This is a genomic window from Terriglobia bacterium (assembly GCA_020072845.1).
Taxonomy (GTDB): Bacteria; Acidobacteriota; Terriglobia; order Terriglobales; family Acidobacteriaceae; genus JAIQGF01.
This window is the reverse complement of sequence record JAIQGF010000007.1, coordinates 25,105-50,941: the sequence shown is the minus strand read 5'-3', so window position 1 is coordinate 50,941 and position 25,837 is coordinate 25,105. Positions and strand designations below refer to the sequence as shown.

At 61.4% G+C, this 25,837-nt stretch carries 29 protein-coding genes, 1 tRNA gene and 2 pseudogenes; 18 read left to right on the top strand and 14 right to left on the bottom strand.

Annotated features, from left to right (window positions below; genetic code table 11):
- Window positions 1-10: 10 nt before the first annotated feature.
- Complete coding sequence (locus tag LAN70_06645) at window positions 11-607, top strand: UbiX family flavin prenyltransferase (GenBank protein ID MBZ5510834.1); 597 nt, start codon at window positions 11-13, stop codon at window positions 605-607.
- Window positions 608-712: 105 nt separating this feature from the next.
- On the opposite strand, the gene LAN70_06640 is transcribed toward LAN70_06645, so the two are convergent.
- Window positions 713-1,909 carry an aminotransferase class I/II-fold pyridoxal phosphate-dependent enzyme gene (locus LAN70_06640; GenBank protein MBZ5510833.1) on the bottom strand — a complete coding sequence of 399 codons (1,197 nt, stop codon included), beginning with the start codon at window positions 1,907-1,909 and terminating at the stop codon, window positions 713-715.
- Window positions 1,910-2,120: 211 nt separating this feature from the next.
- On the opposite strand from LAN70_06640, the gene LAN70_06635 reads away from it, so the two are divergent.
- The 5 genes from LAN70_06635 (at window position 2,121) to LAN70_06615 (ending at window position 6,272) form a co-directional block, all read left to right on the top strand.
- Window positions 2,121-2,384, top strand: coding sequence for a hypothetical protein (locus LAN70_06635; protein ID MBZ5510832.1), 264 nt, complete (start codon window positions 2,121-2,123; stop codon window positions 2,382-2,384).
- A gap of 103 nt (window positions 2,385-2,487) precedes the next feature.
- Complete coding sequence (locus LAN70_06630) at window positions 2,488-3,723, top strand: TonB-dependent receptor (protein MBZ5510831.1); 1,236 nt, start codon at window positions 2,488-2,490, stop codon at window positions 3,721-3,723.
- A gap of 9 nt (window positions 3,724-3,732) precedes the next feature.
- A complete protein-coding gene (locus LAN70_06625; GenBank protein MBZ5510830.1) occupies window positions 3,733-4,656 on the top strand; it encodes a metal ABC transporter substrate-binding protein in 924 nt (307 codons plus the stop codon).
- Between the two features lie 16 nt (window positions 4,657-4,672).
- Entirely contained in the window at window positions 4,673-5,539 is an 867-nt protein-coding gene (locus LAN70_06620) for a metal ABC transporter permease (protein ID MBZ5510829.1), read from the top strand.
- 226 nt (window positions 5,540-5,765) lie between these two features.
- The gene (locus LAN70_06615; protein ID MBZ5510828.1) at window positions 5,766-6,272 is read left to right on the top strand and encodes a MarR family transcriptional regulator; all 507 of its coding nucleotides are present in this window, start codon (window positions 5,766-5,768) and stop codon (window positions 6,270-6,272) included.
- On the opposite strand, the gene LAN70_06610 is transcribed toward LAN70_06615, so the two are convergent.
- Window positions 6,234-6,941, bottom strand: coding sequence for a pirin family protein (locus LAN70_06610; protein MBZ5510827.1), 708 nt, complete (start codon window positions 6,939-6,941; stop codon window positions 6,234-6,236). The genes LAN70_06615 and LAN70_06610 overlap by 39 nt on opposite strands.
- Window positions 6,942-7,144: 203 nt before the next feature.
- Here LAN70_06610 and LAN70_06605 point away from each other — a divergent pair, with 203 nt between their 5' ends.
- Window positions 7,145-8,725 carry a sialate O-acetylesterase gene (locus tag LAN70_06605; GenBank protein ID MBZ5510826.1) on the top strand — a complete coding sequence of 527 codons (1,581 nt, stop codon included), beginning with the start codon at window positions 7,145-7,147 and terminating at the stop codon, window positions 8,723-8,725.
- A 226-nt stretch (window positions 8,726-8,951) separates the two neighbouring features.
- Here the strand turns inward: LAN70_06605 and LAN70_06600 are convergent.
- Together LAN70_06600 and LAN70_06595 are read right to left on the bottom strand one after the other, a co-directional pair.
- A pseudogene (locus LAN70_06600) lies at window positions 8,952-9,441 on the bottom strand (transposase).
- 180 nt (window positions 9,442-9,621) lie between these two features.
- Window positions 9,622-9,813, bottom strand: coding sequence for a zinc ribbon domain-containing protein (locus tag LAN70_06595; protein MBZ5510825.1), 192 nt, complete (start codon window positions 9,811-9,813; stop codon window positions 9,622-9,624).
- Window positions 9,814-9,879: 66 nt separating this feature from the next.
- On the opposite strand from LAN70_06595, the gene LAN70_06590 reads away from it, so the two are divergent.
- The 5 genes from LAN70_06590 to LAN70_06570 all read left to right on the top strand — a co-directional run bounded on the left by LAN70_06590 (window position 9,880) and on the right by LAN70_06570 (window position 13,052).
- Window positions 9,880-10,899, top strand: coding sequence for an alpha/beta fold hydrolase (locus LAN70_06590; GenBank protein MBZ5510824.1), 1,020 nt, complete (start codon window positions 9,880-9,882; stop codon window positions 10,897-10,899).
- Window positions 10,900-11,366: 467 nt separating this feature from the next.
- Window positions 11,367-11,657, top strand: a complete 291-nt coding sequence (locus tag LAN70_06585) for a type II toxin-antitoxin system RelE/ParE family toxin (protein ID MBZ5510823.1) — start codon at window positions 11,367-11,369, stop codon at window positions 11,655-11,657.
- A gap of 19 nt (window positions 11,658-11,676) precedes the next feature.
- On the top strand, window positions 11,677-11,979 hold the full coding sequence (locus LAN70_06580) for a HigA family addiction module antidote protein (GenBank protein MBZ5510822.1): 303 nt from the start codon (window positions 11,677-11,679) through the stop codon (window positions 11,977-11,979).
- A 538-nt stretch (window positions 11,980-12,517) separates the two neighbouring features.
- The gene (locus LAN70_06575) at window positions 12,518-12,886 is read left to right on the top strand and encodes a hypothetical protein (protein ID MBZ5510821.1); all 369 of its coding nucleotides are present in this window, start codon (window positions 12,518-12,520) and stop codon (window positions 12,884-12,886) included.
- Window positions 12,887-12,975: 89 nt separating this feature from the next.
- Window positions 12,976-13,052 (top strand) — tRNA-Arg (locus tag LAN70_06570).
- 308 nt (window positions 13,053-13,360) lie between these two features.
- Here LAN70_06570 and LAN70_06565 read toward each other — a convergent pair.
- Together LAN70_06565 and LAN70_06560 are read right to left on the bottom strand one after the other, a co-directional pair.
- Window positions 13,361-13,741 (bottom strand): hypothetical protein, encoded by a 381-nt coding sequence (locus tag LAN70_06565; GenBank protein ID MBZ5510820.1) that lies wholly within the window; start codon window positions 13,739-13,741, stop codon window positions 13,361-13,363.
- 162 nt (window positions 13,742-13,903) lie between these two features.
- Window positions 13,904-14,515 (bottom strand): hypothetical protein, encoded by a 612-nt coding sequence (locus LAN70_06560; GenBank protein ID MBZ5510819.1) that lies wholly within the window; start codon window positions 14,513-14,515, stop codon window positions 13,904-13,906.
- 174 nt (window positions 14,516-14,689) lie between these two features.
- Between LAN70_06560 and LAN70_06555 the strand changes: the two genes are divergently transcribed.
- On the top strand, window positions 14,690-15,052 hold the full coding sequence (locus LAN70_06555; protein MBZ5510818.1) for an STAS domain-containing protein: 363 nt from the start codon (window positions 14,690-14,692) through the stop codon (window positions 15,050-15,052).
- Window positions 15,053-15,081: 29 nt separating this feature from the next.
- Here the strand turns inward: LAN70_06555 and LAN70_06550 are convergent, their stop codons facing one another.
- Both LAN70_06550 and LAN70_06545 read right to left on the bottom strand, forming a co-directional pair.
- The gene (locus LAN70_06550; protein ID MBZ5510817.1) at window positions 15,082-15,522 is read right to left on the bottom strand and encodes a nucleoside deaminase; all 441 of its coding nucleotides are present in this window, start codon (window positions 15,520-15,522) and stop codon (window positions 15,082-15,084) included.
- An 8-nt stretch (window positions 15,523-15,530) separates the two neighbouring features.
- Window positions 15,531-15,698, bottom strand: a complete 168-nt coding sequence (locus LAN70_06545; protein MBZ5510816.1) for a hypothetical protein — start codon at window positions 15,696-15,698, stop codon at window positions 15,531-15,533.
- A 233-nt stretch (window positions 15,699-15,931) separates the two neighbouring features.
- Here LAN70_06545 and gcvT point away from each other — a divergent pair, with 233 nt between their 5' ends.
- From gcvT to gcvPB, 4 genes are all read left to right on the top strand, one after another.
- Window positions 15,932-17,011 (top strand): glycine cleavage system aminomethyltransferase GcvT, encoded by a 1,080-nt coding sequence (gene gcvT, locus LAN70_06540; protein ID MBZ5510815.1) that lies wholly within the window; start codon window positions 15,932-15,934, stop codon window positions 17,009-17,011.
- A gap of 122 nt (window positions 17,012-17,133) precedes the next feature.
- Window positions 17,134-17,523: a glycine cleavage system protein GcvH gene (gene gcvH, locus LAN70_06535; GenBank protein ID MBZ5510814.1), complete on the top strand. Its 390-nt coding sequence runs from the start codon at window positions 17,134-17,136 to the stop codon at window positions 17,521-17,523.
- A 180-nt stretch (window positions 17,524-17,703) separates the two neighbouring features.
- Complete coding sequence (gene gcvPA / locus LAN70_06530) at window positions 17,704-19,032, top strand: aminomethyl-transferring glycine dehydrogenase subunit GcvPA (protein MBZ5510813.1); 1,329 nt, start codon at window positions 17,704-17,706, stop codon at window positions 19,030-19,032.
- Window positions 19,029-20,519, top strand: a complete 1,491-nt coding sequence (gcvPB, locus tag LAN70_06525) for an aminomethyl-transferring glycine dehydrogenase subunit GcvPB (protein MBZ5510812.1) — start codon at window positions 19,029-19,031, stop codon at window positions 20,517-20,519. Before gcvPA ends, gcvPB begins: the two co-directional genes overlap by 4 nt.
- A 148-nt stretch (window positions 20,520-20,667) precedes the next feature.
- Here gcvPB and LAN70_06520 read toward each other — a convergent pair whose 3' ends face one another.
- The gene (locus LAN70_06520; protein ID MBZ5510811.1) at window positions 20,668-20,832 is read right to left on the bottom strand and encodes a zinc ribbon domain-containing protein; all 165 of its coding nucleotides are present in this window, start codon (window positions 20,830-20,832) and stop codon (window positions 20,668-20,670) included.
- 254 nt (window positions 20,833-21,086) lie between these two features.
- Window positions 21,087-21,650: a DUF2911 domain-containing protein gene (locus tag LAN70_06515; GenBank protein MBZ5510810.1), complete on the bottom strand. Its 564-nt coding sequence runs from the start codon at window positions 21,648-21,650 to the stop codon at window positions 21,087-21,089.
- A 100-nt stretch (window positions 21,651-21,750) separates the two neighbouring features.
- Between LAN70_06515 and LAN70_06510 the strand changes: the two genes are divergently transcribed.
- Complete coding sequence (locus tag LAN70_06510; GenBank protein ID MBZ5510809.1) at window positions 21,751-22,005, top strand: hypothetical protein; 255 nt, start codon at window positions 21,751-21,753, stop codon at window positions 22,003-22,005.
- Window positions 22,006-22,108: 103 nt separating this feature from the next.
- Here the strand turns inward: LAN70_06510 and LAN70_06505 are convergent, their stop codons facing one another.
- The 4 genes and pseudogenes from LAN70_06505 to LAN70_06490 all read right to left on the bottom strand — a co-directional run bounded on the left by LAN70_06505 (window position 22,109) and on the right by LAN70_06490 (window position 25,811).
- Window positions 22,109-23,896 carry an acyl-CoA dehydrogenase family protein gene (locus tag LAN70_06505; GenBank protein ID MBZ5510808.1) on the bottom strand — a complete coding sequence of 596 codons (1,788 nt, stop codon included), beginning with the start codon at window positions 23,894-23,896 and terminating at the stop codon, window positions 22,109-22,111.
- A 19-nt stretch (window positions 23,897-23,915) separates the two neighbouring features.
- The gene (locus LAN70_06500) at window positions 23,916-24,338 is read right to left on the bottom strand and encodes a GxxExxY protein (GenBank protein MBZ5510807.1); all 423 of its coding nucleotides are present in this window, start codon (window positions 24,336-24,338) and stop codon (window positions 23,916-23,918) included.
- A gap of 25 nt (window positions 24,339-24,363) precedes the next feature.
- Window positions 24,364-25,447, bottom strand: a pseudogene (locus tag LAN70_06495) (thiolase family protein).
- Window positions 25,448-25,502: 55 nt separating this feature from the next.
- A complete protein-coding gene (locus tag LAN70_06490) occupies window positions 25,503-25,811 on the bottom strand; it encodes a hypothetical protein (GenBank protein MBZ5510806.1) in 309 nt (102 codons plus the stop codon).
- Between the last annotated feature and the right edge of the window lie 26 nt (window positions 25,812-25,837).

Sequence of the window (25,837 nt, the reverse complement as noted above, 5' to 3'; positions counted from 1 at the left end):
CGGAAGCCCTATGCAACGCCGCAACCTGATCGTCGCCATCACCGGCGCCACCGGAACCATCTTTGGCGTCCGCATCCTGCAACTGTTGCAGGGCACCGATGTTGACACTCACGTTGTCATCAGCCGCTGGGGCGCGCGCACCCTCGCCGAGGAAACCGACTACACCGTCGAGCAGGTCCAGGCGATGGCGACTCACGCCTATCCCATCGGCGACCAGGGCGCCGCCATCTCCAGCGGTTCCTTGGTCACGCTCGGCATGGTGATCGCGCCCTGCACCATGAACACGCTGGCCTGCATCGCCCATGGCCATGGCGACAATCTCATCCATCGCGCCGCCGACGTCACTCTCAAGGAGCGCCGCAAACTCGTGCTCCTCGTCCGCGAAGCCCCACTCAACGACATTCACCTGGAGAACATGCTCAAGCTCTCGCGCATGGGCGTGGTGATCTTTCCGCCCGTGCCCGCCTTCTACAACCATCCCCAGTCGCTCGACGAGATGATCAACCACCTCGCCATGCGTGCGCTCGATCAGTTCGATCTCCACCTCGATGTCATGCGCAGGTGGGATGGAACCAACGCGACGCCGCAGTCGCGAGTGACCAATTAGGATTAAGAGGATTTCAGCGAGGCGGCGCACGGGTAACCCGTAGTCGGTAGCCCGTAGCGCGGAATCCGGACTACCAACTACCAATCACAAATTACAAATTACCAATTACAAATTTCCAATTCTTCTCAGCCGCTCCGCTGCCGCGTCCAGCGTTTCATCGCGCTTGCAAAACGCGAATCGCACCTGCCGCGCGCCGTCACGCGGATCGCTGTAGAAGCTCGATCCCGGCACGACGGCCACGCCGACCTCCTTCACCAGGTGCTGCGCAAAGCGCACGTCGTCCTCGAACCCGAACCCCTCGATGTCGGTCATGATGTAGTACGCGCCCCGCGGCACAAACACCTTGAATCCCGCCTGCTGTAGCGCGGGCAGCAGCCGGTCCCGCCGCGCGCGATACGACCTCGCCAGGTGCTCGTAATACGACTCCGGCAAGCTCAGCGCCACCGCCCCCGCCGCCTGCAACGGCGCCGCGGCCCCCACCGTCAGGAAGTCGTGTACTTTGCGGATCGCGTTCGTCAGCACCGGCGATGCCACCGCCCACCCCACGCGCCATCCCGTCACGCTGTACGTCTTCGACATGCCGTTGATGGTGATCGTCCGCGCGCGCATGCCGTCCAGCCGCGCCATCGCGATGTGTTCCGCGCCGTCGTAGAGGATGTGCTCGTAGATTTCGTCGGTGATCGCCAGCGCGTCGTGCTCGACGCACAGATCGCGGATGGTTTCCATCTCGGCCCGCGTGAACACCTTGCCCGTCGGGTTGTTCGGCGTGTTGACAACGATCGCCTTGGTCTTGCGGTTGAACGCCGCCCGCAGTTCGCGCTCGTCGAAGTGCCACTCGCCCTCGCCCTCCGGAGGATGCAGCTTCACAAACCGCGGCTGCGCGCCCGACAGGATCGTGTCCGGCCCGTAGTTTTCGTAAAACGGTTCGAAGATCACCACCTCGTCGCCGGGATTGGTAATCGCCAGCAGCGACGCGATCATCGCCTCGGTGGATCCGCAGCACACCGTGATCTCGCGCTCCGCATCCACCGCGATGCCTTGCCACTTCTCCATCTGCCGCGCGATCGCTTCCCGCAGCGGCTTCGCTCCCCAGGTAATCGCGTACTGATTGATGTCGGCGGCGATCGCCTCCTGCGCCGCGCGCTTGATCTCCTCCGGCGCGGCGAAGTCGGGAAATCCCTGCGCCAGGTTGATCGCGCCGTGCATCATTGCCTGGCGCGTCATCTCGCGGATCACCGACTCGGTAAACCGCTCCGCCTTGCCGCTGATCAACTGCTTCGCCCGCCTTGGCGCCGGCTCCATGCCCGGCAGCCTAGCACATGAAATGTTCCTCCGCGTCCTCCGCGACAGATCCCGCGAAACTTTCTCCCGCTGGGCGCATCTCTTGTGCCACCCGCCGGCTCAGAACTTGTTCTGGACGTGAGGGTTTACAATACCTTTGGTGAGGATTACACGACCTACGCGGGTCTCGCTGACAACGCGGCTCAAGCCGCGCCCAGTCAGCCTTGCCGCCATGGTGTGCCTGCTTCTGATGTGCGTCAGCAGCTACGACGCCATTCACGTCCACCGCTCCGTCGGCCCGCTGGAGAGCGCTCCCCTGACGCCGCATCACTGCCTGTTGTGCCTGGCGGCTCATCTTCCGGCGACCATCAGCGCGGGTCCTGCGACGCCCATTCCACGCTTCACTTGCACGGCGCCGTTGCCCCCGGAACAAATCAGGTCCTACGAATCGGCTGCGACGCTCGTCCTCTACACCCGGCCCCCACCCCAGGTTTAGACCTCCTCGGCATTTCCATCCCGGTGCTGACGTGCCGGAACGTGTCCGATTTCGCGGAAATCGGCGGCCCTTGTTTTGTTTTGCAGGCAGGAGGTTCCAACCCATGCGCGATCGAGTTTCGGGTCTTGTGCTTCTGACGTTGTTTCTCGGAGCGGTTTCCCCGCCTGCTCGCGCCCAGCAGAGCCAGGAAGACCGCATCAAGGCGCTGGAGGAGCGCATCATCGCCCTCGAAGGCCAGGTGCGCATGCTGCAGGCTCAGCAGCAATCATCGGCCCCGGCGCCGCCTGCTCCGGAACTTGGCGCCGTCTCTGCCGCCAGCGCCGTCCAGCAGGCGGGCTCGTTGCCGGTATATGGTGGAGCTTCGGCGGCAGCCAAGGCGCTGAATCCCGACATCAGTGTCATCGGCGATTTTCTCGGCTCCATGGGCCACAATCCCATGGTTCCGACGCCCGCATTCCAAATGCATGAATCCGAGGTCGGCTTGCAGGCCATCATCGACCCCTACGCCCGCGGCGACTTTTTCATTTCTTTCGGTGAAGAGGGCGTGAACCTCGAAGAGGGCTACATCACCTTTACCGCACTGCCCGCCGGATTCGTGCTGCGCGGCGGCAAGATGCGTGCCGCTTTCGGAAAAGTGAACACCCTCCACAACCACGTGCTGCCCTGGACTGATCGCCCGCTGGTCACCAACAGCCTGCTCGGCGGCGAAGACGGCATCAACGACGCCGGCCTCTCGCTCACCCGCATTCTGCCTGCGCCCAAGGGCCTTTTCCTGGAGGCCACCGGGCAGATCTTCCGCGGCGACTCTGCCGACATCTTTGCCTCCAGCCAGCGCAGCGACGTCAGCGCCGTCGCCCATCTCCGCAGCTATCGCGACCTCACCGAGTCCACCAATCTCGATATTGGCGCTTCCTACGCGCGCGGCCACAACGACCTTGGCAGCAGCTACCTTACGCAGCTCTACGGCGTTGACGCCACTCTGCGCTGGAAGCCGCTGCGCCGCTCCATTTATCACTCCTTTGTCGGACGCAGCGAGTTCATCTGGAGCCAACGCCAGCAATTGCCGCGCTTGCAGCGCTCCTTCGGTTTCTACGCCTCGGGCGACTACCAGTTGGGACGCCGTTGGTTCGCCGGCGCGCGCTACGACCGTTCCGACCGCGCCCGCGATGCCGCTCTCACCGACAGCGGCGCGTCGCTCGTTTTGACCTACTGGCCCAGCGAATTCAGCCAGCTTCGCGGCCAGTACCGGCTCACCCGCTACGCCGAACACTTCGACGCGCACGAATTCTTGATGCAACTGCAGTTTTCCCTGGGCGCGCACGGCGCCCATCCGTTTTAGGAGGAATGTGTGAAGGTTTTTAGAACGATGATTGCGCTGCTGGCGCTGGCCTTCCTCGCCGCGCCGCTTGCGTCCGCCAAGAAACTCAACGTGGTCACCTCCACCACCGATCTCGCCGCGTTGGCGCAGGAAGTCGGCGGTGACCGCATCAGCGTCGAATCCATCGCCAAGGGATATCAGGATCCCCACTTTGTCGAAGCCAAGCCCAGCTTCCTGCTTAAGCTGCGCCAGGCCGACCTGCTCATCAGCGTCGGCCTGGAATTGGAAATCGGCTGGCTGCCGCCGCTCATCACCCAGAGCGGCAACCCGCGCGTCCAGGTGGGAGCGCCGGGTTACCTCGATGCATCGCAGTTTGCCGAGATCCTGGAGAAGCCAACCGGGCAGATCACGCGTGCCATGGGCGACGTCCATCCCCTCGGAAACCCGCACTACTGGCTCGATCCCGACAATGGCCGCCGCGTCGCCAAGGGCATCGCCGCCAAGTTGGGCGAACTCGATCCGCAGAACAGCAGCTACTTCCAGCAGCGCTTCACCGATTTCGACAAGCGCCTTACCGCCGCCGAAAAAAACTGGGACGACCAGATGAAGCCCTATCGCGGCCGCAAGGTTGTCACCTATCACACCTCCTGGACCAACTTCGCCAAGCACTTCGGACTCAACGTCGTCGGCTACATTGAACCGCGGCCGGGCATTCCGCCTACGCCGCAGCACACCATCGAGATCATCCAGTTGATGAAACGCGACAATGTGAAGATCGAGTTGATCGAGCCTTATTTCGATCTCAAGACTCCGCAGAGCATCGGTCGTGAAACCGGCGCCCAGGTGCTGGTGTTACTACCTTCCACCGGCGGCGAAAAGGGCGTTGACAATTATTTCAAGCTGTTCGATTACGATATCGGATTGTTGACCAAGGCATTCAACGCCACCAAATAGTTTCGGAGACCACTGGATGCTGCTGCTTTCGTTCTTGATCTTGCCGTTCATCGCCAGCCTCATTCTGACTGGCATTCACGCCTACCTCGGCGTGCACGTGGTGGAGCGCGGCGTCATCTTTGTTGACCTCGCGCTCGCCCAGATCGCCGCCCTCGGCGCCACCATCGCCATTCTCGCCGGCATGGACCCGCACGGCAGCGGCGCCTACTGGATCAGCCTCGCCTTCACCTTTCTGGGCGCCGGCATCTTCGCCCTGGTGCGTGCCCATCGCGGGCGCATCCCGCTGGAAGCCTTCATCGGCATCACCTACGCCGTCGCTTCCGCCGCCGCCATCCTCGCCATGAGCAAGGCGACCGGCGAAACCGAGCACCTCAAGGACATGCTCGTCGGCAACATCCTCGCCGTCTCGCGCCTGGAAGTCATCAAGACCGCCGTGCTCTACGGCGCCATCGGCCTGTTTCATTACATCTTCCGCCGCAAGTTCCTGCTCATCTCCACCGACCCGAAAATGGCCGAGCGATCCGGCATCTCCATCGGCCTGTGGGATTTTCTTTTCTACGCCTCGTTCGGATTTGTCGTGACCTCGTCCGTCGCCATTGCCGGCGTGCTGCTGGTGTTTTGCTATCTGATCGTTCCCTCGGTCGGCGCCATGCTCTTCGCCGACAGGATCGGCCCGCGCCTCGCCATCGGCTGGACCATGGGCACGCTGGTCTCCGCCTTGGGATGCTACTGCTCCGTCTGGTTCGATCTTCCCACCGGCGCCACCATCGTGTGCACCTTCGGCGCCGTGCTGCTGGTCATGTTCTTCGTCCGGCAGCTCTTCTGGCGACGCGCCCCGCTTCCGCTGCGCGAAAGCGAAGTCGTCTTGCACGAACGCCGCTGACCTTTCGCATGCGCCTCTAAACTGTCATGTCTGGGATTTCTAAAATGTGTGGGATTTCTAAAGGGATGTCATCCCGAGTTCGCGGCTGGTGGAGCCTGCCCGGAGCGAAGTCGAAGGGGCACGAGTCAGGATATCTGTGCATTTCCTCTTACCGGCCAAATGATTTAATATTGAAGTACCAATACCAGAAAACCGAAAACCGAGGACCGAAGACCGAGAACCTCCCATGAAACACTTCCACGGCGCCGCCCGGCAGGAACGCGCGCTTGACGCCTACGTCAAGCTGCTGCGCGCCGCCGATACCGTGGATTCATTCCTCATGTCGCAACTGGAATCCGCCGGCCTCACGCCCAGCCAGTTTGGCGTGCTGGAAGCGCTCTACCACATCGGTCCGCTGTGCCTCGGCGAACTCGCCCGCAAGCTCCTGAAGACCGGCGGCAATCTCACCATGGTGGCCGGCAACCTGCAAAAACGCGGCCTCGTCACGCGCACGCGTCAGGCCGCCGACAAGCGTTTCTACCTGGTTTCGATTACGGAGAAGGGAAGAAAACTCATCGCGCAGGTCTTTCCGCAGCACGTCGAGCGCATCGTTGCGGCTATGTCCGCGCTCTCTCCCGCCGAGCAGAAATCGCTCGCGGCGCTCTCCCGCAAACTCGGCACCACGGTCGCCGCGCGCACCGACAACCGCAAGTCATCAGGCAAGATCGAACAGCAGAAACTCCGACGATGCTGACTCCGCGCGTCCCGTGATCGTCAGCAACTGCTCGTCTTCGATGCCTGCGCCGTCGCCTGCCGCAAGCCGCTTTCCGTTCACCTCGATCGCGCCGGTGACCACCTGGATCCAGGCGCCGCGTCCCTGCGCCAATGCGTGCTCCACGCTCGCTCCGGGCTCGAGCAGCGAGCCGTAAACCCGCGCGTCGGAATGCAGGATGACCGATCCGTCGCTGGCGTCCGGCGACGCGACCAGGCGCAGGCGGTTCAACTTCTCTTCCGCGGCGAACGTCTTCTGCTCGTAGCTGGGCTTCAAACCGCGCTCGCTGGGGAAAATCCAGATCTGCAGCAGGTGCACCAACTCGTCGCGCGAGTGGTTGAACTCGCTGTGCAGCACTCCGGTTCCGGCGCTCATGCGCTGCACATCGCCGGGAACGATGGTCGAGCCAGTCCCCATGCTGTCCTTGTGCGCCAGCGCGCCTTGCAGGATATAAGTGATGATCTCCATGTCGCGGTGCGGGTGGGTGCCGAAACCGCCGCCGGGCTGGACCGTGTCCTCGTTGATCACGCGCAGGCCGCGGAAGTGGGTGTGCCGGGGATCGTGGTAATCGGCGAAGGAAAAGGTGTGATAGGTGTTCAGCCATCCGTGATCGAAATGGCCGCGCTCGGCTGCGGGACGAAGGGTGATCATGAGCACTCTCCTGCCGATGAGATGCTTTAACGTTCAAGGAAGATTCAGAAACTAGTTTAATGTTGAAGCGTATTCGGAGGACAAACGCGATTGTACGCTTTTGGACTTGACAAACTAATCGATTGAAACTAAAGAAGACAACCCAGGAACCAAAAACATCCTAGAAGTTTTCCAGTTCTTCCCAACCTCGGACATTCACTGACATGATAAAACGATTATCCGTTCTCCTTCTGATGCTCGCCTGGGTTACCGTTCTGCGTGCGGAACTTAGACTTCCGGCCATCATCAGCGACCACATGGTTCTGCAACAAAAGCAGTCCAATCCCATCTGGGGCTGGGACACGCCCGGCACGAAGATCACCGTGTCCTTCGCCGGCCAAACCTATTCCACGACGGCCGGCAACGACGGCAAGTGGACGGTGAAGCTCGCGCCGCTGCCCGCCAACGCCGCGCCCCAGACGCTCACCGTTGTCGGCTCCACCAAGCGCGAGATAAAGGACGTGCTCATCGGCGAAGTGTGGATGTGCTCCGGCCAGTCAAACATGGTCTTTACTCTCGCCGACGACTGGACCGGCGATCTTGAGGCCGCCCGGTCGGACCTGCCGAATATCCGTCTCATCACAGTGCCGCGCGTCGGCACGCAGGAATTGCAGAATGACTTCAAGGGCGAGTGGCAAGCGTCTACGCCCGACTCGGCTCGGAAGTTCAGCGCGGTGGGCTTTTTCTTTGGACGTTACCTCCACGAAATCCTCAACGTGCCGGTGGGTCTCATTGACAACGCGTGGGGCGGCTCGGCCGCCGAAGCCTGGGTACGTCGCGCGTCGCTCGAAAAAGACCCGCGTTTCAAGCCGCTCATGGACTCGACGGTAAAGCATGAGGCGGAACTCCAGTCCGAGAAAGGAAAGGCTGATTTCGAGCGCGCCATGACGGCGTGGAAAGCCGCCGAGGAAAAGGCGAAGGCGGAAAAGAAGTCCCCGCCGCGCGCTCCCTTCTCGCCCCAGCAGTGGCTCGCCGGCAATGCCCGGCCCGGCAATATTTTCGCAGGCGTCGTGCATCCGACCCTCGGTTACGGACTCAGGGGCGTGATCTGGTATCAGGGCGAGACCAATGCCAATGCGGGTCGGTCTTACGAATACGCCAGCCTCTTCCCCTTCCTGATCGAGCAGTGGCGTAGAGAGTGGGGGCAGGGAGACTTCCCGTTCTACTGGGTGCAACTGGCCGCCTACAAAGCGGAGCGACCCGACCCCGGCGCCTGGGCGGAACTCCGCGAGGCACAGACAAAAACGATGCTATTGCCGAATACCGGCCAAGCCGTCATCATCGACCTTGGTGAGGGCAAGAATATTCACCCGCGCAACAAGCATGACGTGGCCGCCCGCCTCGTGCGCTGGGCCTTGGTCAAGGACTACGGAATGAAATTGCCGTATCGCAGTCCCGAGTTTAAGAGTGTCGTTATCACCGGGAACAAGGCGACGATTACCTTCGATTGTTTTGGCAGCCGACTTCGGCCCTTTGATGTTGAAGAACCCCGCGGCTTCGCGATTTGCGGCCCGGACAAAGTATGGCACCCGGCCACGGGCAGGATTCTCGACGGCAACACTGTCGAGTTGTGGAGCGAGCAGGTCGAAAAGCCCATCGCGGTCCGTTACGCCTGGGCGGACAATCCGGCGTGCAACCTCTTCTCAAACGACGGCCTCCCCGTCACGCCTTTCCGCACGGACAACTTCGATTTAATTACCGGGCCGAAACCCGTCCCTCCCGGCCAGCATGACCGTGCAAGATAACGCCTGCTGCAGGCAGCCGCGATTGAATTACCTGTGAGAAAAATTCCTCATGAACGCACTCGATCCGCGAACAAATGAAACCCCGCTTAATCGGAAGGGGGCTGGCCCACCCTTTCCTCCGCAACTACTGTTGGGGTTGCCCCACCCTTGTCGCTCCTGGGCTTAGAGCGACAGGGTGGGGTAGTTCCTGACGGCGCACCACCCGTAAGGCATTGCCCATGCGCTCTCGCTTGCGCGCCGTCCACTGCGACTCGATTTTCCACTACCACCTCGCACCCAGTCGCGATATGAAGAAAACTGCTCCACTTCCAGTCATCGGGCCGTTTCACCAGGGCGCGTTTGACCGGATTGAAATGTATGTAATGCAGCTTCTCAACGCGGTTCTTCTCGCTGGAAACGGGAAAGTCATAGTAGCGGGTTTGCCAGAACTGACGCTCACCGGGCCGGCGCAACTTGCGCGACACCGTCTGCTTCAACATCTGGATCGCCACCGAAAGCTGCTTCCGCTCCGGCTCGCTGACCAGCAGATGCACGTGCTCGGGCATGACCACATAGCCGCTCACGTAAAAGCCGTACCAACGCCGCACCCGCTCCAGTTCCGCTTCGAAGGTGTCCCGCGACTGCGGTGTCGCCAGCAGCGGCTCGCGCCGGTAACAACTGAAGGTGATGAAGTGCAGGCAGCGCGCCTGCTGGTAACGCTTCAGCCCCCAAGGCATGCCACGAGGCTAACGCTCGATCAGGGTCGGTGTCTGTGATGTAGGACGGAAAATGCCCACCCTGTCGCTCCAAAATCGGGAGCGACAAGGGTGGGGCAACCTCAGGATTTGTTTCTGACGGAAAGGGTGGGCCAGCCCCCTTTATTCCACGCAGCAGGCGCCCGGCCCGCGGGAGAGCCCTCAAGTGGAGGGGCTGGCGCCGCACGCGGCCGTGGCGGGAGCGCCGGAGTGGGGCGCGCCGGCGGCGAAGACCGAAAACTGCTGCGCCAGGTTGCGGCCATGGCAGCTCGGGCATTCGGCCTGGCGCGAACCCATGATCAGCGCCTCGAAGGGCTTCTTGCAGTCCTTGCAGATGTATTCAAAGATGGGCATAGTGAATTGCGCTCGCACTAGCAAAAACGCAGAATTGTCCTCGTCCGTTACATCTATTAATTATAAGTGCCCGCGCAAGAATCCAACAACGCTGGAACTCCGCCGCCCACACGCGGGCGCGATGATTTCGTGCCGCGGCGCGGCCTGCGCGGCGGCCACATCCAGACCCTCGCCGGCCATTTCCTGCCGCGCCGTAACCTGCTGCCCGAGCCCGAACGCCGCTTCTTCACCGTCGCCGACGGCGTGCAGGTGCGCTGCGACTGCCACTGGCAAAAGGACCGTGCGCTGACCGTCGTGATCGTGCACGGCCTGGAAGGCTCGAGCGAATCCACGTACGTGATCGGCACCGGCAGCAAGGCGTGGCTGGCGGGCATGAACGTGGTCCGCATGAACGTGCGCAACTGCGGCGGCACCGAGCAGCTTGCTCCTACGCTCTACCATTCCGGGCTCTCCGGCGACGTCGGCGCGGTGGTGAACGAGCTCATCTCCAAGGACCATCTGCCGCAGATCGCCATCGCCGGCTTTTCCATGGGCGGCAACCTGGTGCTGAAGCTCGCCGGCGAGTGGGGCAGCGCCGCGCCGCGCGAGGTGAAGGCCTTCGCCGCGATTTGTCCCGGCATGGACCTGGCGGCGAGCGCCGCCGAACTGCATCGCTGGTCGAACCGCATTTACGAATGGCGCTTCCTGCTGTCGTTGTGGCAGAGCGTTGGACGCAAGGCGCGGCTGTTTCCTGAAATTTTTCGGCGTCCCGGATTGCGCGCCATGCGCAGCCTGCGCGATTTCGACGATCAAGTGACGGCGCGCTACTGCGGCTTCACCGGCGCTGACGATTATTACCGGCGCGCCAGCTCGTCGCCGCTGGTGCCAAGGATCGCGGTGCCGACGCTGGTGATCCACGCCCAGGACGACCCGTTCGTGCGCATCCTCCCCGAATCGCGGGCGGCGCTGGCGGCGAACCCGCAGGTGCGCTTCATCGAAACCGAGCACGGCGGACATTGCGCGTTTGTAGGCGAGGACAGCGGCTCGGACGGCCGATGGGCAGAGCGCCAGATCATTGAGTTCTTCCACGAAATTACCAATCAGTAAACCTTAGACGGCAGCCACCCCCCTCCCCCCTGTTTTCTCGGTCGTCATATTAGAATAAACAACTTACGCATCGGTATCCCGGCGAAATCGCCCGGTTACCGAGGATGTCGAACGTAGAATCAATAACTTACGTCCGAGTTTTCTGGAATACCGAATATATAGTGTTGTCAAAGAGCTAAGACCACACCTGACCACAATATATAGGGCCGCAAGGAGGTCGCCCGCCCTTGCAGCCCAGATGTGTGCCGGACTATCCGGCTGCCTACATTGTAAGAAGTTGGTTAACGCTGTCAATAGGGTTTAGTCACAGATGAGTGTGACAAAATCCCCACCCTCTCGCTCCAAACCCGGGAGCGCCAAGGGTGGGGCAACCGCGAGATTGGTGTTGCGGGAAAGGGCGGGCCAGCCCCCAAGCGCGCTGGCATGGTGTGTTGACAAGTGTTAAGCGACGGGCTACAGTCTGTCAGGTGAAAATAAGGAACTTCGTGCATAAGGGGCTGAAAAAGCTCTACACGGAGGACATCGCGAGAGGCGTTCCGCCTGATACGGTGGATAAGCTCCGCAAGATGCTGGCATTCCTCGATGATATGCAGGACCCCGAGGAATTACGCTCGTTCCCAGCGTGGAAGACGCACACATTGACCGGCGACCGCAAGGCCACATGGAGCCTCAGCGTTACCCGTAACCGCCGGCTGACGTTCCGTATCGACATCGCAGAGTACGAAATCTGCGACTTAAACCTGGAAGACTACCACTAGGATAGAAGGAGTAAGCCTCATGCCCATGAAGAACCCGCCTCATCCCGGGGATTTCATCCGGACGGAAATCATCCGGCCTGCGGGCCTGTCGGTAACGGCTGCGGCTACCGCGCTTCAGGTTTCCCGGCCCGCGTTGTCCAGCCTGCTAAACGGCAAGGCTGACCTTTCGGGCGATATGGCGCTCCGCATTGAGAAAGCTTTCGGAGTGAAGATGGACACGCTCATGCGGATGCAAGCCTCCTATGACATCGCCCAGACCCGCAAGCGTGAGAAGCAAATCCGTGTACGGCGGATTCACCAGGTAGCTCCCGTTCACGCGTGAGGATCATAACTTAGGACAACATCCCACGATGCTTGCGGCCTTCCGGTCCTGACCGACGAACGATTCGCAGCTGTCCGCGCACAGTTCTGGCGACGCTCGCCATGGTTCCGGCCGTATGACGGCCTATCCGGACAATGGCAAAGCGGTAACGGTCGAGAACACTCATCACCTATTCCGCATCCGGAAGTGTTCGACTACACAGAGTGAGCCGCTTCGCATCGCCACCGTTTTTTCTTCTTCAAAACTCAAGGGTCACGTAGCGGGCGGGGGTGGCGCCGGTGTTGCGCAGCTTGTGCAGCCCGGCGGGGAGCCAGCGGGCCTCGCCGGGGCGGAGATTGATGGTGACACGGGCGGCATGCGGGCGCGGCGGCGGTCACGGCGAGGACCAAGAAGCAGGTGCGGGCGGCGTGTAGACTCCTTGTAGTCATCAGTCTCCAGTCTTCAGTCCTCAGGCCGGAGGGGCCACTGAGCAGTAGATGCCGGTTGCGAGTTTCGAGATGCGAGTCGCGAGTCGCGAGTCCCGAGTCGGGAGTGAGAAATGAGAATAATGACGATGCGCGTGGTGATAATTTGCATGGTGGCGATGATGGCGGTAGCGCAGGCGCCAACGGAAAAGCGCGAGAGTCGTCCGCCGGTGGCGTCGGTGGACCAGCAGGAGCTCCAGGCCCTGACCAACGACATCGCCCGGATGCAGTCGCTGGTGCGGCAAATGGAGATGAACCTGGCGTTCGTGCAGACCACACAGACGCCGCTTAAGCACCAGTTCGAACTGGAGATTGACACGTGGCGGGTGGTGCTGAACGGGATGGAGCGCCGCGTACAGCGTCTGCGGGGAACGACGACAGGTGGCGCAGTCCCGCCTGGCACGGTTCCGCTTCGGCAAGACTCAAGGCAGGGAAGACCCTAAGAACCTGCCGCCGCCACCGGTGGATAGTGAGATACGGGCCGGAGGCTGTGGGGTGAGCGCCGAGGCTAGTCCGGGTACAATAATGAGCGGGGCCCGTAGCTCAGCCGGATAGAGCATCTGCCTTCTAAGCAGAGGGTCGCGTGTTCGAGTCACGCCGGGCCCGCCATGTTTTTCAAGAGTTCCTTCGCCTGCGGCTCAGGATTTCGCCAGCAGGCTCTCCGACGCGCTTCGCTGCGCTCGGCGCGGCGTCACGCCTGCTAAGCGGCTCAAGTTCGAGTCACGCCGGGCCCGCCACTTCAAAGTCAGAAGTCAGAAGTAAGAAGTAAGAATTGGCAAAACCACGGGATTCTGACTTCGTGGTTCTGACCTCTTAAATTCTTGCTTCTCAATTCCCACTTCTTAATTCTTACTTCTTAATTCTGAATTCTCAATTCTGACTTCCTCCCCGCCTCAGTTCCGCGCACTGCTCCGCAATCACTTTCCGTCGCCGATGACGGCATTCAAGCGCTGCAACAGGTCCTGGGCAGCGGAACGGAGTTGAAGGAGTTGGCCGGGTTGGAAGCGGAGGTCGGGCCGGCCCAGGTCCTGGCCGATGGCGCGGCAAAGCTGGTAGGCAGCGCGGACGCGTTCTCCGGCGAGCATGGAAAGAACCTTGGAGGGATCGCGCTCGGTGTCTTTGGTCTCGGCGTACTGCTGTGTAGCCCAGGCCGTGGTGCGCACCCGGTTCACGGCGTCGCGGAAGTCGGAAAGAATACGGGCATCGAGATCGGCTGAAGCCAGCAACGTTTCAACCTCGTGCAACTCACTGGTGGCGCTTTGCAGCCGAACCGAAACGGAAACCGAGTCCGCGTCCATGGAACCTCCGGAAAGTCAGACGAGAGAAGGTCAGCAGTAAGAAGTAAGACGAACGGGAGCGGTTTGCAAGTAACTATCGGCGGTCGCCCTTCGGCTTTCGCCTGGCCGGTCCTGACTTCCTGGTATCGCTCCTTGATTCTTACAGCTTGCTTCCGATTTCAATTATTCCGCAGCCGTAACCTGGCGGGCGACGGAGAGCTGAAGTATGGCGTTGCCGATGAGCTTGAGGGCGATGCCCCAGCGTTTGCGGGCGTCGGGCTCGTCGTCGCCGTAAGCCGACAAGTAAAAGGTGAAGTAAAAGCCCTCGCGGTGGCTCGCCGGTTCGGCCCCACCGCTTTCGCCGGCGTTCTCGTAGTAGCAGCGGCGGACGATGAACTCGGCGGCGGCGGAGATCTGCGGCGCACGGCCCAGGAGCTTGATCAGGCGGCGGGCGAATTCCTCGTGCTGGTCGAAGGAGAAGCGCGGGCCGCCGGCGGCGAAGAAGACATCCACGTAGGAGACGAATTTGCCGGCAGCGCCGTAGATGGCTTCCGGCTCGCTGAGTTCGGTGCTGTACCAGGCGTCGCACTTGGCGGATTGCAGCAGCGAGGCAGGCAAGTTGATCTGGACGAGGAACTCGGCGAGTTCCTGGTACCGGCTGGCCTCGTCAACATAGAGGAGCAGGTCGGGGCGGCGCTTGAGGTCATGGTAGCGCAGGCGGCCGTCGTCGGAGGACCAGGGAATGGCGAGCGTGGGATCGCCAGCCGCGAGTTCGACGGTTAATTCGGCATCCATGGCGTGGGGGGCGAGGGAATTGTACGCGAGTCTCGGGGAAATGCAGATTCCTCGCGGCGCTCGCCACGACAAGTGCCGAGAATGCGTACAACAGGCAGCGCAGGCGTTGACGAGTTGGCAGTCGCGGCATAGCATGCCGAGGCGGTGTGGGGGCGCGACCGCGCGGAGAAAATCATGATCCTGGAAATCGAGAAGAAGGCGGTTGGAAATATTGTCGTGCTGGCGATGACGGGGCGGATCACGCTGGGCCGTGATTGCCAGCAGATCGAGTCCGATGTGGATGAGCTGGTGCGCGGCAAGCAAACCAGGATCGTTTTCGACCTTTCCAAGGTGAAGTACATGGACAGCAGCGGCGTCGGCATCATGGTGATGTGCTCCGGGAAAGTGAAAGGGGCGGGCGGAGAATTGCGGCTTGCCGGGGCGACGGGTGTGGTGGACCAGACGCTGCAACTGACGCGGATGAGCGTGATCGTGCCGACGTTTGCGACGCTCGCCGAGGCGTTGGCGGGGTTTTCGGAGGCGGCGCAGGCTTCGTAGGCTGCCGGCTCACACTTCAGTACGAAATTTCAGACGCCAATATCTTCGTTCCAAAGATCAGGATGGGCGGCGATGAAGGAGCGCATCAGCTCGATGCACTCGGGATCGTCCATCACTTTCAGAATCACGCCGCGCTCCCGAAACAAATCTTCCGCGCCCCGGAAATTGCGGTTCTCGCCGATGATGACCCGCGGGATGCGGAACAACAGGCTGGCGCCGGTGCACATGACGCACGGGCTGAGCGTCGAGACCAGGGTGAGCTGCGGCCAGTCGCGGCGGCGTCCGGCGTTGCGCAAGCAGACGACTTCGGCGTGGGCGGTGGGATCGCCGGTCTGGACGCGGAGGTTGTGGCCGCCAGCGACGATGCGTCCCTCGGCATCGGCGAGCACGGAGCCGATGGGCAGGCCGCCTTCGGCCAGGCCGAGCCGGGCTTGTGAGATAGCCGCTTGCAGCAGTTCGTCGTCAATCATCGGCGGCATCACGCCTGCGGCTGCAGGTCACAAGCTTCGCGGCATTCCTGGCAGTAGTACATGCCGTCCTGGCAGAGGCGGACGTCGTGGCCGCCCTGGCACATGAAGCAGTACTTGTCGCACTGGCAGCGAGACTCTTCCTGGTCGCAGAGGGTGCAGCGAAATGTTTCTGCCATGGCGTGAATGTAGCGCGAAACCGGCCGCGTGAGAAGGGCGGAGGTACGGCCGCCAAGTTCCAAAATGAATCCGAACTGGTGTTTGACCCGTCCCAGAGCGCGTGATACCTTAGCGCGTTCATCGCTCGTCATCCGCCCCGTTAGAGGCCCGGGAGAGAGATAGCGTGTCTTCCTCGTCCGACGTTTCAACCGCAAAGGTTCGCAAGACGGCACTGAACGCGGTCCACCGCAAGATGGGCGCGAAGATGGTGGACTTCAACGGATGGGACATGCCGGTGGAGTACCCGAAAGGCTTGATCGCGGAACATCTGGCAGTGCGCTCGGGAGTAGGAATTTTCGACGTCAGCCACATGGGCGACATCCGAGTCTCCGGCCGGCAGGCGCTGGCGGCGGTGCAGCACATCACGATGAACGACGCGTCGAAGCTGCAGCTCGGGCAATGCCAGTATTCGGCGATGCTGTATCCCCAGGGTACGTTTGTGGATGACGTGATCGTCCACCGCTTCGGCGAAAGCGACTTCTACTTTGTGATCAACGCCGGAACGCGCGAGAAGGACATCGCGTGGGTGCGCGAGAACACCCGTTCCTTCGACTGCCAAGTCGAGCACCTGAGCGATGACTTCACCCAGATTGCCATCCAGGGCCCGCGCGGCGTGGACGTGCTGCAGAAGCTGACCGACGCCGACCTGTCGAAGGTGAAGTTCTACTGGTTTACGCGCGGCACGGTGTGCGGGCTGAAAGACACGCTGATCGCGCGCACCGGCTACACCGCCGAGGACGGCTTCGAGATCTACGTGCCCAGCGACGAAGCTACCAGCGAGCGGGTGTGGAATGAAGTGATGGCCGCGGGCAAGGAATTCAACCTCCTGCCATGCGGCCTGGGCGCGCGCAACACCCTGCGGCTGGAAGGCAAGCTGGCGCTGTACGGACACGAGATTTCGGATTCCATCACGGTGTGGGAAGCGGGCCTGGACCGGTGGCTGAAGATGGACAAGGGCGAGTTCATCGGGCGCGGGTCGCTGGAGCGCCAGCAGGCCGAGGGGATCACGCGCACGCTGGTCGGGTTGGAGATGATCGAGCGCGGCATCGGACGCGATGGTTACAAGGTGCTGGACGACGCGGGCAAGCAGATCGGATACGTGACCAGCGGCTCGTATGAGCCGTTCTTGAAGAAGAACATCGCGCTGGCCTACGTGCCGCCGTCACTGTCAAAGCTGGACACGGTGGTCGCGGTGGAAATTCGCGGTCAGGCAGTGAAGGCGAAGGTGGTGCCGACGCCGTTTTACAAGCGGCCTCCGCGGAAAAAGGATTAGTGCGGCATTGGTGATTTAGTGATTTGCGATTTGGTGATTCCGGACGGGTCGAAGGCAAATCACTCAATCACAAATCACTCAATCATAAATTTTGCTGGCGAGATTGATTTCTGGAGCGAACGATGGCCTATCCGGCGGATTTGAAATATACCAAAGAGCACGAGTGGATCAAGGTGGTAGGCGATACCGGCGTAATCGGAATCACCGACCACGCGCAGAAGGCGCTGGGCGACATCGTGTTCGTCGAGCTGCCCAAGCCCGGGGCGACGCTGACGCAGGGCAAGAGCCTGGGCACGGTGGAGTCAGTGAAGGCGGTCTCGGACATTTATGCGCCGGCCTCCGGCACGGTGGCCGAGGTCAACGCGGACCTGGCAACTGCGCCCGAAAAAATCAATGCCGATCCGCACGGCGCCTGGATGGTGAAGGTGAAGCTCAGCAATCCGTCGGAGGTGACGAAGCTGCTTTCCGCCGCCGATTACGAGAAATTCGTCGCCGAGGAAGCGGGGCACTGATTTAGCACGGCTGATAGCACAATAGAAGTGCTGCGGATTTGTAATTGGTAATTTGTAATTGGTAAATGGGTGGGTGCTCCATGGAAAATCCCCACCCCATCTCGCCAAACCCGGGCGAGATAAGGGTGGGGCAACCGCTCATCAAATTACCAATTACAAATTACCCGATTACAAATTCCTATGCGCTATCTTCCGAAGTCCCCAACAGACCGGGAGCTGATGCTGCGCGAAATCGGCATCCGCTCCGTCGACGAGCTTTTTGCTCCCATTCCGGCGGAATACCGGCTGAAACGCGAGCTGGATATTGCGCCTTCGATGGCGGAAGCCGACATCCTGGACTGGTACCGGCAGCGCGCGGCCGAAACCGCTGCGTCCGGCTACGCCAATTTCCTGGGCGCCGGCGCCTACCACCACTACCGCCCGGTCCTGATTGACATGCTGATCTCGCGCGGCGAGTTCTTCACCGCCTACACTCCGTACCAGCCGGAAATCTCGCAAGGCACTCTGCAGGCGATCTTCGAATTCCAGACGATGGTCTGCGAGCTGACTGGCATGGAGGTGGCAAACGCCTCGATGTACGACGGCTCGACCGCCGCGACCGAGGCGGTAATGATGGCTGCGCGCGTGACCGGCCGGAAAGGAGCGGTAGTGGCGCGCAGCGTACACCCGGAATACCGCGAAGTGCTGGCCAGCTACGCCAAGAACCAGGGTATGCCGATCGCGGAGGTCCCGTTCCTCGATACCGGGCGGTTGAACACGGCTGCCCTGGAGAAGGCGGTCACCGACGGCACGGCGTGCGTGCTGATCCAGTCGCCCAATTTCTTCGGCACCATCGAAGACGTGGCCGCGGTCGCCGAGATCGCGCATCGCAAGGGCGCGCTGCTGGTGGTGGCCATCGCCGAGGCAGTCTCGCTGGGCATCGTCAAGCCGCCCACCGAGGCGGACGTCGTGGCCATGGAGGCGCAGTCCTTCGGCGTTCCCCTCAGCTTTGGCGGGCCGTACGCGGGCGTGATCGCGACCAAGGAAAAGTTCGTCCGCCAGATGCCGGGCCGGCTGGTCGGCCAAACGGTGGACAAGCGCGGCAATCGCGGTTTCGTGCTGACGCTTGCCACCCGCGAGCAGCACATCCGGCGCGAAAAAGCGACTTCCAACATCTGCACCAACCAGGCGCTGATCGCGCTGATGGCGACCATCTTCATGACCGTGTACGGGCGCGAGGGGCTGAAGGAACTCGCGACTCACAACCTGGCGAAAACGGCGTACGCGGTGGAGCAGTTCGGCAGGACGGCCAAAGTGCTGTTCCAGGGCGCGCCGCGGTTCAACGAATTCGTGGTGCAAACCGGCGAGGATCCCAAGGCGCTGAATGACCGCATGCTCGAACAGAAAATCATCGGCGGATTCCCGTTGAAGAAGTTCTATCCCGAGCTGGGGAATGCGTCGCTGTGGTGCTGCACGGAGTTGACGCGCAAAATTGCGATTGACGCGGCGGCGAAGGGGGTGGCGCGATGAGCGGCAAAATCAAGAAGGCCACCACCCACGTGAACCAGAATGAAGGCCTGATCTTCGAGAAGTCGTCGCCCGGGAAGAAGGGGTACAAGCTGCCCGAGCTCGACGTTCCCGACGTGAATCCCGCGAAGCTATTGGGCAACGCCGCGCGCGCCGACCTGGGGAACATGCCCGAGGTCAGCGAGATCGAAATCATCCGGCACTTCACGCGCATCTCGACGTGGAACTACGGCGTGGACACCGGGCTGTATCCGCTCGGTTCGTGCACCATGAAGTACAACCCGCGGATCAACGAGATCGTGGCGCGCCTGGACGGGCTGGCGAACGCACACCCGTACCAGCCGGAGAAGGTGTCGCAGGGCGCGCTGGTGATCCTGCAGGCGTTGCGCAAGACGCTGATGGAAATCTGCGGGATGGAGGCGATCACGCTGCAGCCGGCGGCGGGCGCGCATGGCGAGCTGACCGGCATCCTGCTGGCGCGCGCCTACCTGCAGTCGAAGGGCAATCCGCGGAAAAAGATTTTGATTCCCGATTCCGCGCACGGCACCAATCCGGCGACGGCGGCGATCGCGGGCTATGAGGTGGAGAACCTGAAGTCGAATGCACGCGGCATGGTGGACATTCCGTCGCTGGAAGCGCAGATGAACGAGGATGTGGCGGCGCTGATGGTGACCAACCCGAACACGCTGGGAGTGTTCGAGCAGGAGGTCCACAAAGTCGCCGACATCATCCACCGCAAGGGCGGGCTGCTGTACATGGACGGCGCCAACATGAATGCCCTGGTCGGCAAGGTGCGGCCCGGCGATTTCGGCGTGGACGTGATGCACCTGAACCTGCACAAGACGTTCTCGACACCCCACGGCGGCGGCGGGCCGGGATCGGGTCCGGTGGCGTGCAAGAAAATTCTCGAGCCGTTCCTGCCAGTGCCGGTGGTGGTGACGAAGCCCGACGGGTTGCTCGGCTTCGATTACGACCGGCCGCAGTCCATCGGCCGGGTGCGCGCGTTTTACGGCAACTTCGGCATGCACGTGCGCGCGCTGGCGTACATCATGGCCAACGGGCGCGACGGCCTGCTGCAGACCACCGAGGACGCGGTGGTCAACGCCAATTACATCCGGAAAAAGCTCGAGGGCGTCTACGACCTGCCGTACTCGACCCCGAGCATGCACGAGGTGGTGTTCAGCGAGCACAAGCAGGCGGCGAAGGGCATCAAGACCGGCGACATCGCGAAGCGATTGATCGATTACGGATTCCACCCGTACACGGTGTCGTTCCCGATGATCGTGCATGGCGCGCTGATGATCGAGCCAACGGAGAGTGAGTCGCTGGAGGAGTTGGACTTATTCATTGATGCGATGAAAAGCATCGCCGAGGAATGCGAGAACACTCCCGAGGTTGTGCTGAACGCGCCGCACACAACGCGCATCGCACGGCTGGACGAAACCAGGGCGGCGCGGCAACCGATCCTGCGCTGGAAACCGCCGGCGTAATCGGCAAGAGGCGATTAGCCACAGAGGGCACAGAGCTCGCAGAGGTCTTCAATTCAAAAGGCTGAACCGCAGGGTTCAGCCTTTATTTTTGAACCGGACACAATCCTTCCAGTTCTGCGTCCTCCGTGTGCCTCTGCGTCCTCTGTGGTTAAGATTTCTTCGAGGTCACGGCGAAAAACGCCGTAGCTTCCTGGTGGACGTGTTTGCCGCCGCATTTCGGACATTTGACCTGGCCCTTTTCGTATTCGGCCAGGGTAAGGATTGTCTCGAACTCTTTTTGGCAGTCCTCGCAGAAGAATTCGTACCGGGGCATGGGCACCTCCGGGTGTAGAAGAAATTCTAGTCAGGGGCTGGACTGGACGCAACTGCCATGGACGGCAAACTCGGTCGCGAAGGCAGAAATGGGAAAGCGGATTTTCCGCACCTGCGGGCGAGTGTCACAAGGAAAAGCATGGATTCTGGGCTGGCGAAGCCCGCACGAGCTCAGGATGACGCCGGTTGGGGTAGTCAGCCGAGGCCGAAACTCACTTAACTACTGCGGACCACCGAAAACCGATAACCGAGAACCTATTTATTCGCCTGACTAAAATCTACCGACGCACTCGTGTTCTCCCAATCGAACTTCATCACGCCCGCGTTGGGGCCGCGCTTGTCGAAGGAGATGGTGAAGTCCTGGACCGCCGCGGGCGTCGCCGCTGTTTTCATATTGATGCGCGCAAAATCATTCTGCTCGCCGGGGTAGGGAATTCCCCACTCGCCGGTCTTTTTGCTGACGATCAGCCTCCACGGACCGCTCTGCTGCGGGAGAATGAACAGCGTGTAGCTGCCCGCGGGCACCGTGGTTCCGCCGACCTGCAAATTCGACTGCGTGACAAACGAGGTGGCTTCGTTCGCGCCGGCGCGCCACACTTCGCCGTACGGGACCAGGCCGCCGTAGATCTTTCGGTTGCGAATTTTCGGGCGGCTGTAATCGATAGTGATCGTCTTGCCGTCAGCGAACGCGAAGGTCGCGGTTCCCGGCGGGCTGGGACGCGCGGATTTGTCTTGTTGCGCGCTGCTCTGCGCCGCCAGAAAAACAACCGCCAGCATCAGCGCGCAGGCCGCAATTCCATACAGGGTGGGACGCTTCATGTTTCCTCCAGAACTTCAAAATTTGAGTGCTGAGTGCATAGATGCGGAAACCTGCCGGCCGGTGACACTCTATGTGCGGCGCTTCCCGTACAATCACCGGATGTCGGTTTTCGAGGAAAAGCGGGAAGAACTGGAAAAGTACGAATTCATGATGGGGATTCCGCGCGGGCGGCTGGCGGTGACCATGGACCTGATCACCGACGCGATGGCGTTCGTCGGGCAACATGGCGTGTATTGCCAGAGCCAGCGCTGGCCGGGCAAGCCGGTGATGGACATCCAGATCATCATGAAGCAACTGACGGACGCGAAAGAGTTAGTGCAGAGCGTGATGCTGGAGCTGCAGACGAAGAGTTAACCACAGAGGACAGAGAGTCCCCAGCGCAGGCGCGGCAGGGCAATCAAAACGGAGGCATCGAAGATGAATCTCCGTGCCTCCGTGTCTCCGTGGTAAATCAGCATTACGCGGTTACGTACTTGCCCTGTTCGATGACGCGTGCGGCGATTTTCTCCCGCAGCGCGATGGTGTTGATCGGCTCGTATTTCAGCAGGCGGCGCAGGATTGCCATCTGCGTGCGCAGCATGTCGCCCTCGGCAATGGCGGCGATCACCTTGCGCGCGGCGGCTTCAATCGACTCCATCGCACGCGCCACGTACACCTGTGTCATGGCCGTCGCGAGGCCGGCGTCGCGTCCTTTGAGTTTCTCGGCCCGCAGCACCGCCGATTCCATGCAGTAGGTTTCGATAATGATGTCGGCCAGCGCGCCCATGATCTCCTGCTGGTCAACGAGTTTCTGCATATATTTCTGCGAGGCAGCGCCGGCGGTGAACAGCGCAATTTTTTTCGCGTTGCTCACAATCACCCTCTCCGCAGCCAGCGGGCCTTCCGGAATTTCCGACATCGAAGGTCCGCCGAGGACCTCGTCCATCAGCCGCTGGATGGCGGGCATGAGCGGCAATTGGCCGGTCATGGCCCGCTTCATCAGAAAGCCGGTGATGATCAGGCGATTGATTTCATTCGTGCCCTCGAAGATACGGTTGACGCGCGAATCGCGATACGCGCGCTCGGCCGGGTACTCCTCGACGAAGCCGTAACCGCCGAAGACTTGCACGGTCGCGTCCACGGCGCGGTCCAGCGCCTCCGAGCCCCAGACCTTGATGATCGAGCACTCGACCGCGTACTCCTCGATGGCCTTGCGGATTTCGCGCGCCGCTTCGGGCGAGCTCTTGTCAATATCGCCGAGCGCCACGTCCATCATGCCCACGGTGCGATACACCGCGCTTTCGCCCGTCCAGACGTCCACCGCCATGTCGGCAATCATTTCGCGAATAAGGCCGAACTGCGAGATGGTGGTGCCGAACGCCTTGCGCTGTTTGGCGTAGGCGATGGCGTCCTGGAGCGCGGTGCGCGTGCCGCCGATGCAGCCCGCGCCCAGCTTGAAGCGGCCGAAGTTCAGGATGTTGAAGGCGATGATGTGGCCCTTGCCGATGTCGCCGAGCAAATTCTCCACCGGGACTTGGCAGTCGTTCAGGATGAGCGGGCAGGTGGACGAGCCGCGGATGCCCATCTTGTGCTCTTCGGCGCCGACCGCGAACCCGGGGAAAGTCTTTTCGACGATGAAGGCGGTGAACTTTTCGCCGTCAACTTTGGCGAAGATGATGAACACGTCGGCGAAGCTGGCGTTGGTGATCCACATCTTCTCGCCGTTGAGGATGTAGTGCTTGCCGTCGGGGGAGAGCACGGCCTTGGCGCGGCAGTTGAGCGCGTCGGAGCCGGAGGACGATTCCGACAAGGCGTACGCGCCGACGAATTCCGCGGTCGCCAGTTTCGGCAAATATTTCCGTTTCTGCTCTTCCGTGCCGAAATACACGATGGGTAGCGTGCCGATTCCGGAATGCGCGCCGAAGGTCACGACAAAGCTGCCGGACTTGGCGATGTGCTCGGCGACGATGGCGGCGCTAACCTTGTCCATGTCCATGCCGCCGTAGGTTTCGGGGACTTCCACCGAGGTCAACCCGAGCTCGCTGGCTTTCTTCAGCAGTTCCCGGGTGAGTGCCCAATCTTTTTTCTCCAGCTTGTCGGCCGCCGGCACGATTTCCTTAAGTGCGAACTCGTCCGTGGTCTGTGCGATCTGCAAGTGCTCGTCAGTGAAGTCCTCAGGCGTGAAGACTTCGTCCAGGTTGCGTTCTTCAATAAGAAAACTTCCGCCGGTGATTTTCTTGCGGGTTACAGGTGTTGCTGTCGCCATGGTTAACCCTTCCTAATTCTTAGCCACAGAGGTCACAGAGGAAGAAATGGCAGGGCCGGTCCCAACCACGTCCGTAGACAAGCCGTCTAATTCCATCCTTCAAATGAGCCGTCTGGAAATTGATGAGGAGCCCGACATTCTTGTTACTGAGCTTGAGATACGAGAGCAACTGAGCTTCATGTAGAGAACTGAATGAATCCACGCATTTCAACTCAACCACAACCAATTCTTCCACGAGCATATCAATTCGGTATCCCAGTTCGACGAGCACGCCGTCATATGTTACCGGGAGCTCAACTTCAGTACGGACGTTCAGGCCGGACTTCCGGAGTTCATGGGCGAGGCAGACTTTGTAGGCATTTTCCAACAGCCCCGGCCCGAGCGCGGTGTGCACCTTCATCGCTGCGGTAATTATGGCCCGGGTGACCTCGTTGACCTGCATTGTCTTTCCTCTGTGTCCTCTGTGGCTAGGTGATGTTCTCGAAAATTCCTGCCGCGCCCATGCCGCCGCCGACGCACATGGTCACCATGCCGTAGCGTCCGTTGCGGCGCTTGAGTTCGCGGATGATGGTGGCCGTCAATTTTGCGCCGGTGCAGCCCAGGGGATGCCCGAGCGCCACCGCGCCGCCGTTGGGATTCACGCGCGCAGGGTCCAGCCCTGTTTCCTGGATGACGCAGAGCGCCTGCGCGGCAAAGGCTTCGTTCAATTCAACAACGTCGATATCCGACAGTGTGAGCCCTGCGATTTTGAGTGCCTTGGGAATGGCGTAGACCGGCCCCACGCCCATCTCCTCCGGCTTGGCACCGGCAGTGGCGAACGCAACAAAGCGAGCCAGGGGCTTGATGCCGAGCTGCTTGGCCCGTTCCGCGGACATGACCACCGCGGCGGCGGCGCCGTCGGACATCTGCGAGGAGTTTCCGGCGGTGACGATGCCATGCGCGTGGAACGCGGCTTTCAGCGATCCCAGCACTTCCATCGAGGTGTCGGCGCGCGGGCCTTCGTCAACTTTGAAAAGAATTTCCTGGCGTTTGGGCTTCGAGCCGTTCGGCGTGGTGAAGCTCACCGGCACGGGCACGATTTCTTCCTCGAAGCGGCCCGCCTCGATCGCCGCCAGCGCTTTCTTGTGCGAGTTGAGCGAGAACTCGTCCGACATTTCGCGGGTCACGCCGAAGCGCTTGGCCAGGCGCTCGGCGGTCAGGCCCATGGAGAGATACGCGTCGGGATAATTCGCCACCAGCCACGGATTGGCCGAGACCTTTCGCCTGCAGTCCGGAGGAGCAGAAGCGGTTGACCGTCATCGCCGAACATTCCACCGGCAGGCCGGCGCGCAACGAGGCGATGCGGGCGACGTTCATGCCCTGCTCGGCCTCGGGCATGGCGCAGCCCATGATGACGTCCTCGATCTCTTTGGGATCGAGTTGCGGCAGGCGGTCGAGCGCGCCGCGAATGGCGATGGCGCCGAGTTCGTCGGGACGCGTGGCGCGCAGCGTTCCCTTGTAGGCTTTGCCCACAGGCGTGCGGACGGAAGATGCGATGACGACTTCTCTCATAAAGCTCTCAGCTTTCAGCTCTCAGCCATCAGCTTGCGGTTGTTCGATCCCAGACTCAAAACCACCCGAAGCGGGGCCTCTCTTGCGATTTACGCGAGCGCATGCGGTGCGAGCGGCGCGTGATGCGATCGGCTACGACCGCGAGATCAACCTCGACCTTGCGCCATTCCTTAAAGCCGTGCAACTGGTTCCAGGTTTCAATCAGCGCGTCCTGCATCACGCGTGAGGTCAGCCGGCGCTTCGGGCGGCGGTGACGCCACTTCGCGATTTGCTTGCGCGCGTGTTGAGCTTCGCGGCGGAATTCGTCCGGCCCGCCGAGAAGCCGGTTATTGAGCGCGCGAATAATCTTCCTCGTTAGAAACATTCGCTAATTCACGAATCCATCGACGG

Coding starts and splice junctions, on each gene's coding strand:
- LAN70_06645 (MBZ5510834.1), top strand. CDS start 11: ATGCAACGCCGCAACCTGATCGTCGCCATCACCGGCGCCACCGGAACC.
- LAN70_06640 (MBZ5510833.1), bottom strand. CDS start 1,909: ATGGAGCCGGCGCCAAGGCGGGCGAAGCAGTTGATCAGCGGCAAGGCG.
- LAN70_06635 (MBZ5510832.1), top strand. CDS start 2,121: ATGGTGTGCCTGCTTCTGATGTGCGTCAGCAGCTACGACGCCATTCAC.
- LAN70_06630 (MBZ5510831.1), top strand. CDS start 2,488: ATGCGCGATCGAGTTTCGGGTCTTGTGCTTCTGACGTTGTTTCTCGGA.
- LAN70_06620 (MBZ5510829.1), top strand. CDS start 4,673: ATGCTGCTGCTTTCGTTCTTGATCTTGCCGTTCATCGCCAGCCTCATT.
- LAN70_06615 (MBZ5510828.1), top strand. CDS start 5,766: ATGAAACACTTCCACGGCGCCGCCCGGCAGGAACGCGCGCTTGACGCC.
- LAN70_06610 (MBZ5510827.1), bottom strand. CDS start 6,941: ATGATCACCCTTCGTCCCGCAGCCGAGCGCGGCCATTTCGATCACGGA.
- LAN70_06605 (MBZ5510826.1), top strand. CDS start 7,145: ATGATAAAACGATTATCCGTTCTCCTTCTGATGCTCGCCTGGGTTACC.
- LAN70_06595 (MBZ5510825.1), bottom strand. CDS start 9,813: ATGCCCATCTTTGAATACATCTGCAAGGACTGCAAGAAGCCCTTCGAG.
- LAN70_06580 (MBZ5510822.1), top strand. CDS start 11,677: ATGCCCATGAAGAACCCGCCTCATCCCGGGGATTTCATCCGGACGGAA.
- LAN70_06575 (MBZ5510821.1), top strand. CDS start 12,518: ATGAGAATAATGACGATGCGCGTGGTGATAATTTGCATGGTGGCGATG.
- LAN70_06565 (MBZ5510820.1), bottom strand. CDS start 13,741: ATGGACGCGGACTCGGTTTCCGTTTCGGTTCGGCTGCAAAGCGCCACC.
- LAN70_06560 (MBZ5510819.1), bottom strand. CDS start 14,515: ATGGATGCCGAATTAACCGTCGAACTCGCGGCTGGCGATCCCACGCTC.
- LAN70_06555 (MBZ5510818.1), top strand. CDS start 14,690: ATGATCCTGGAAATCGAGAAGAAGGCGGTTGGAAATATTGTCGTGCTG.
- LAN70_06550 (MBZ5510817.1), bottom strand. CDS start 15,522: ATGATTGACGACGAACTGCTGCAAGCGGCTATCTCACAAGCCCGGCTC.
- LAN70_06545 (MBZ5510816.1), bottom strand. CDS start 15,698: ATGGCAGAAACATTTCGCTGCACCCTCTGCGACCAGGAAGAGTCTCGC.
- gcvT (MBZ5510815.1), top strand. CDS start 15,932: ATGGGCGCGAAGATGGTGGACTTCAACGGATGGGACATGCCGGTGGAG.
- gcvH (MBZ5510814.1), top strand. CDS start 17,134: ATGGCCTATCCGGCGGATTTGAAATATACCAAAGAGCACGAGTGGATC.
- gcvPA (MBZ5510813.1), top strand. CDS start 17,704: ATGCGCTATCTTCCGAAGTCCCCAACAGACCGGGAGCTGATGCTGCGC.
- gcvPB (MBZ5510812.1), top strand. CDS start 19,029: ATGAGCGGCAAAATCAAGAAGGCCACCACCCACGTGAACCAGAATGAA.
- LAN70_06520 (MBZ5510811.1), bottom strand. CDS start 20,832: ATGCCCCGGTACGAATTCTTCTGCGAGGACTGCCAAAAAGAGTTCGAG.
- LAN70_06515 (MBZ5510810.1), bottom strand. CDS start 21,650: ATGAAGCGTCCCACCCTGTATGGAATTGCGGCCTGCGCGCTGATGCTG.
- LAN70_06510 (MBZ5510809.1), top strand. CDS start 21,751: ATGTCGGTTTTCGAGGAAAAGCGGGAAGAACTGGAAAAGTACGAATTC.
- LAN70_06505 (MBZ5510808.1), bottom strand. CDS start 23,896: ATGGCGACAGCAACACCTGTAACCCGCAAGAAAATCACCGGCGGAAGT.
- LAN70_06500 (MBZ5510807.1), bottom strand. CDS start 24,338: ATGCAGGTCAACGAGGTCACCCGGGCCATAATTACCGCAGCGATGAAG.
- LAN70_06490 (MBZ5510806.1), bottom strand. CDS start 25,811: ATGTTTCTAACGAGGAAGATTATTCGCGCGCTCAATAACCGGCTTCTC.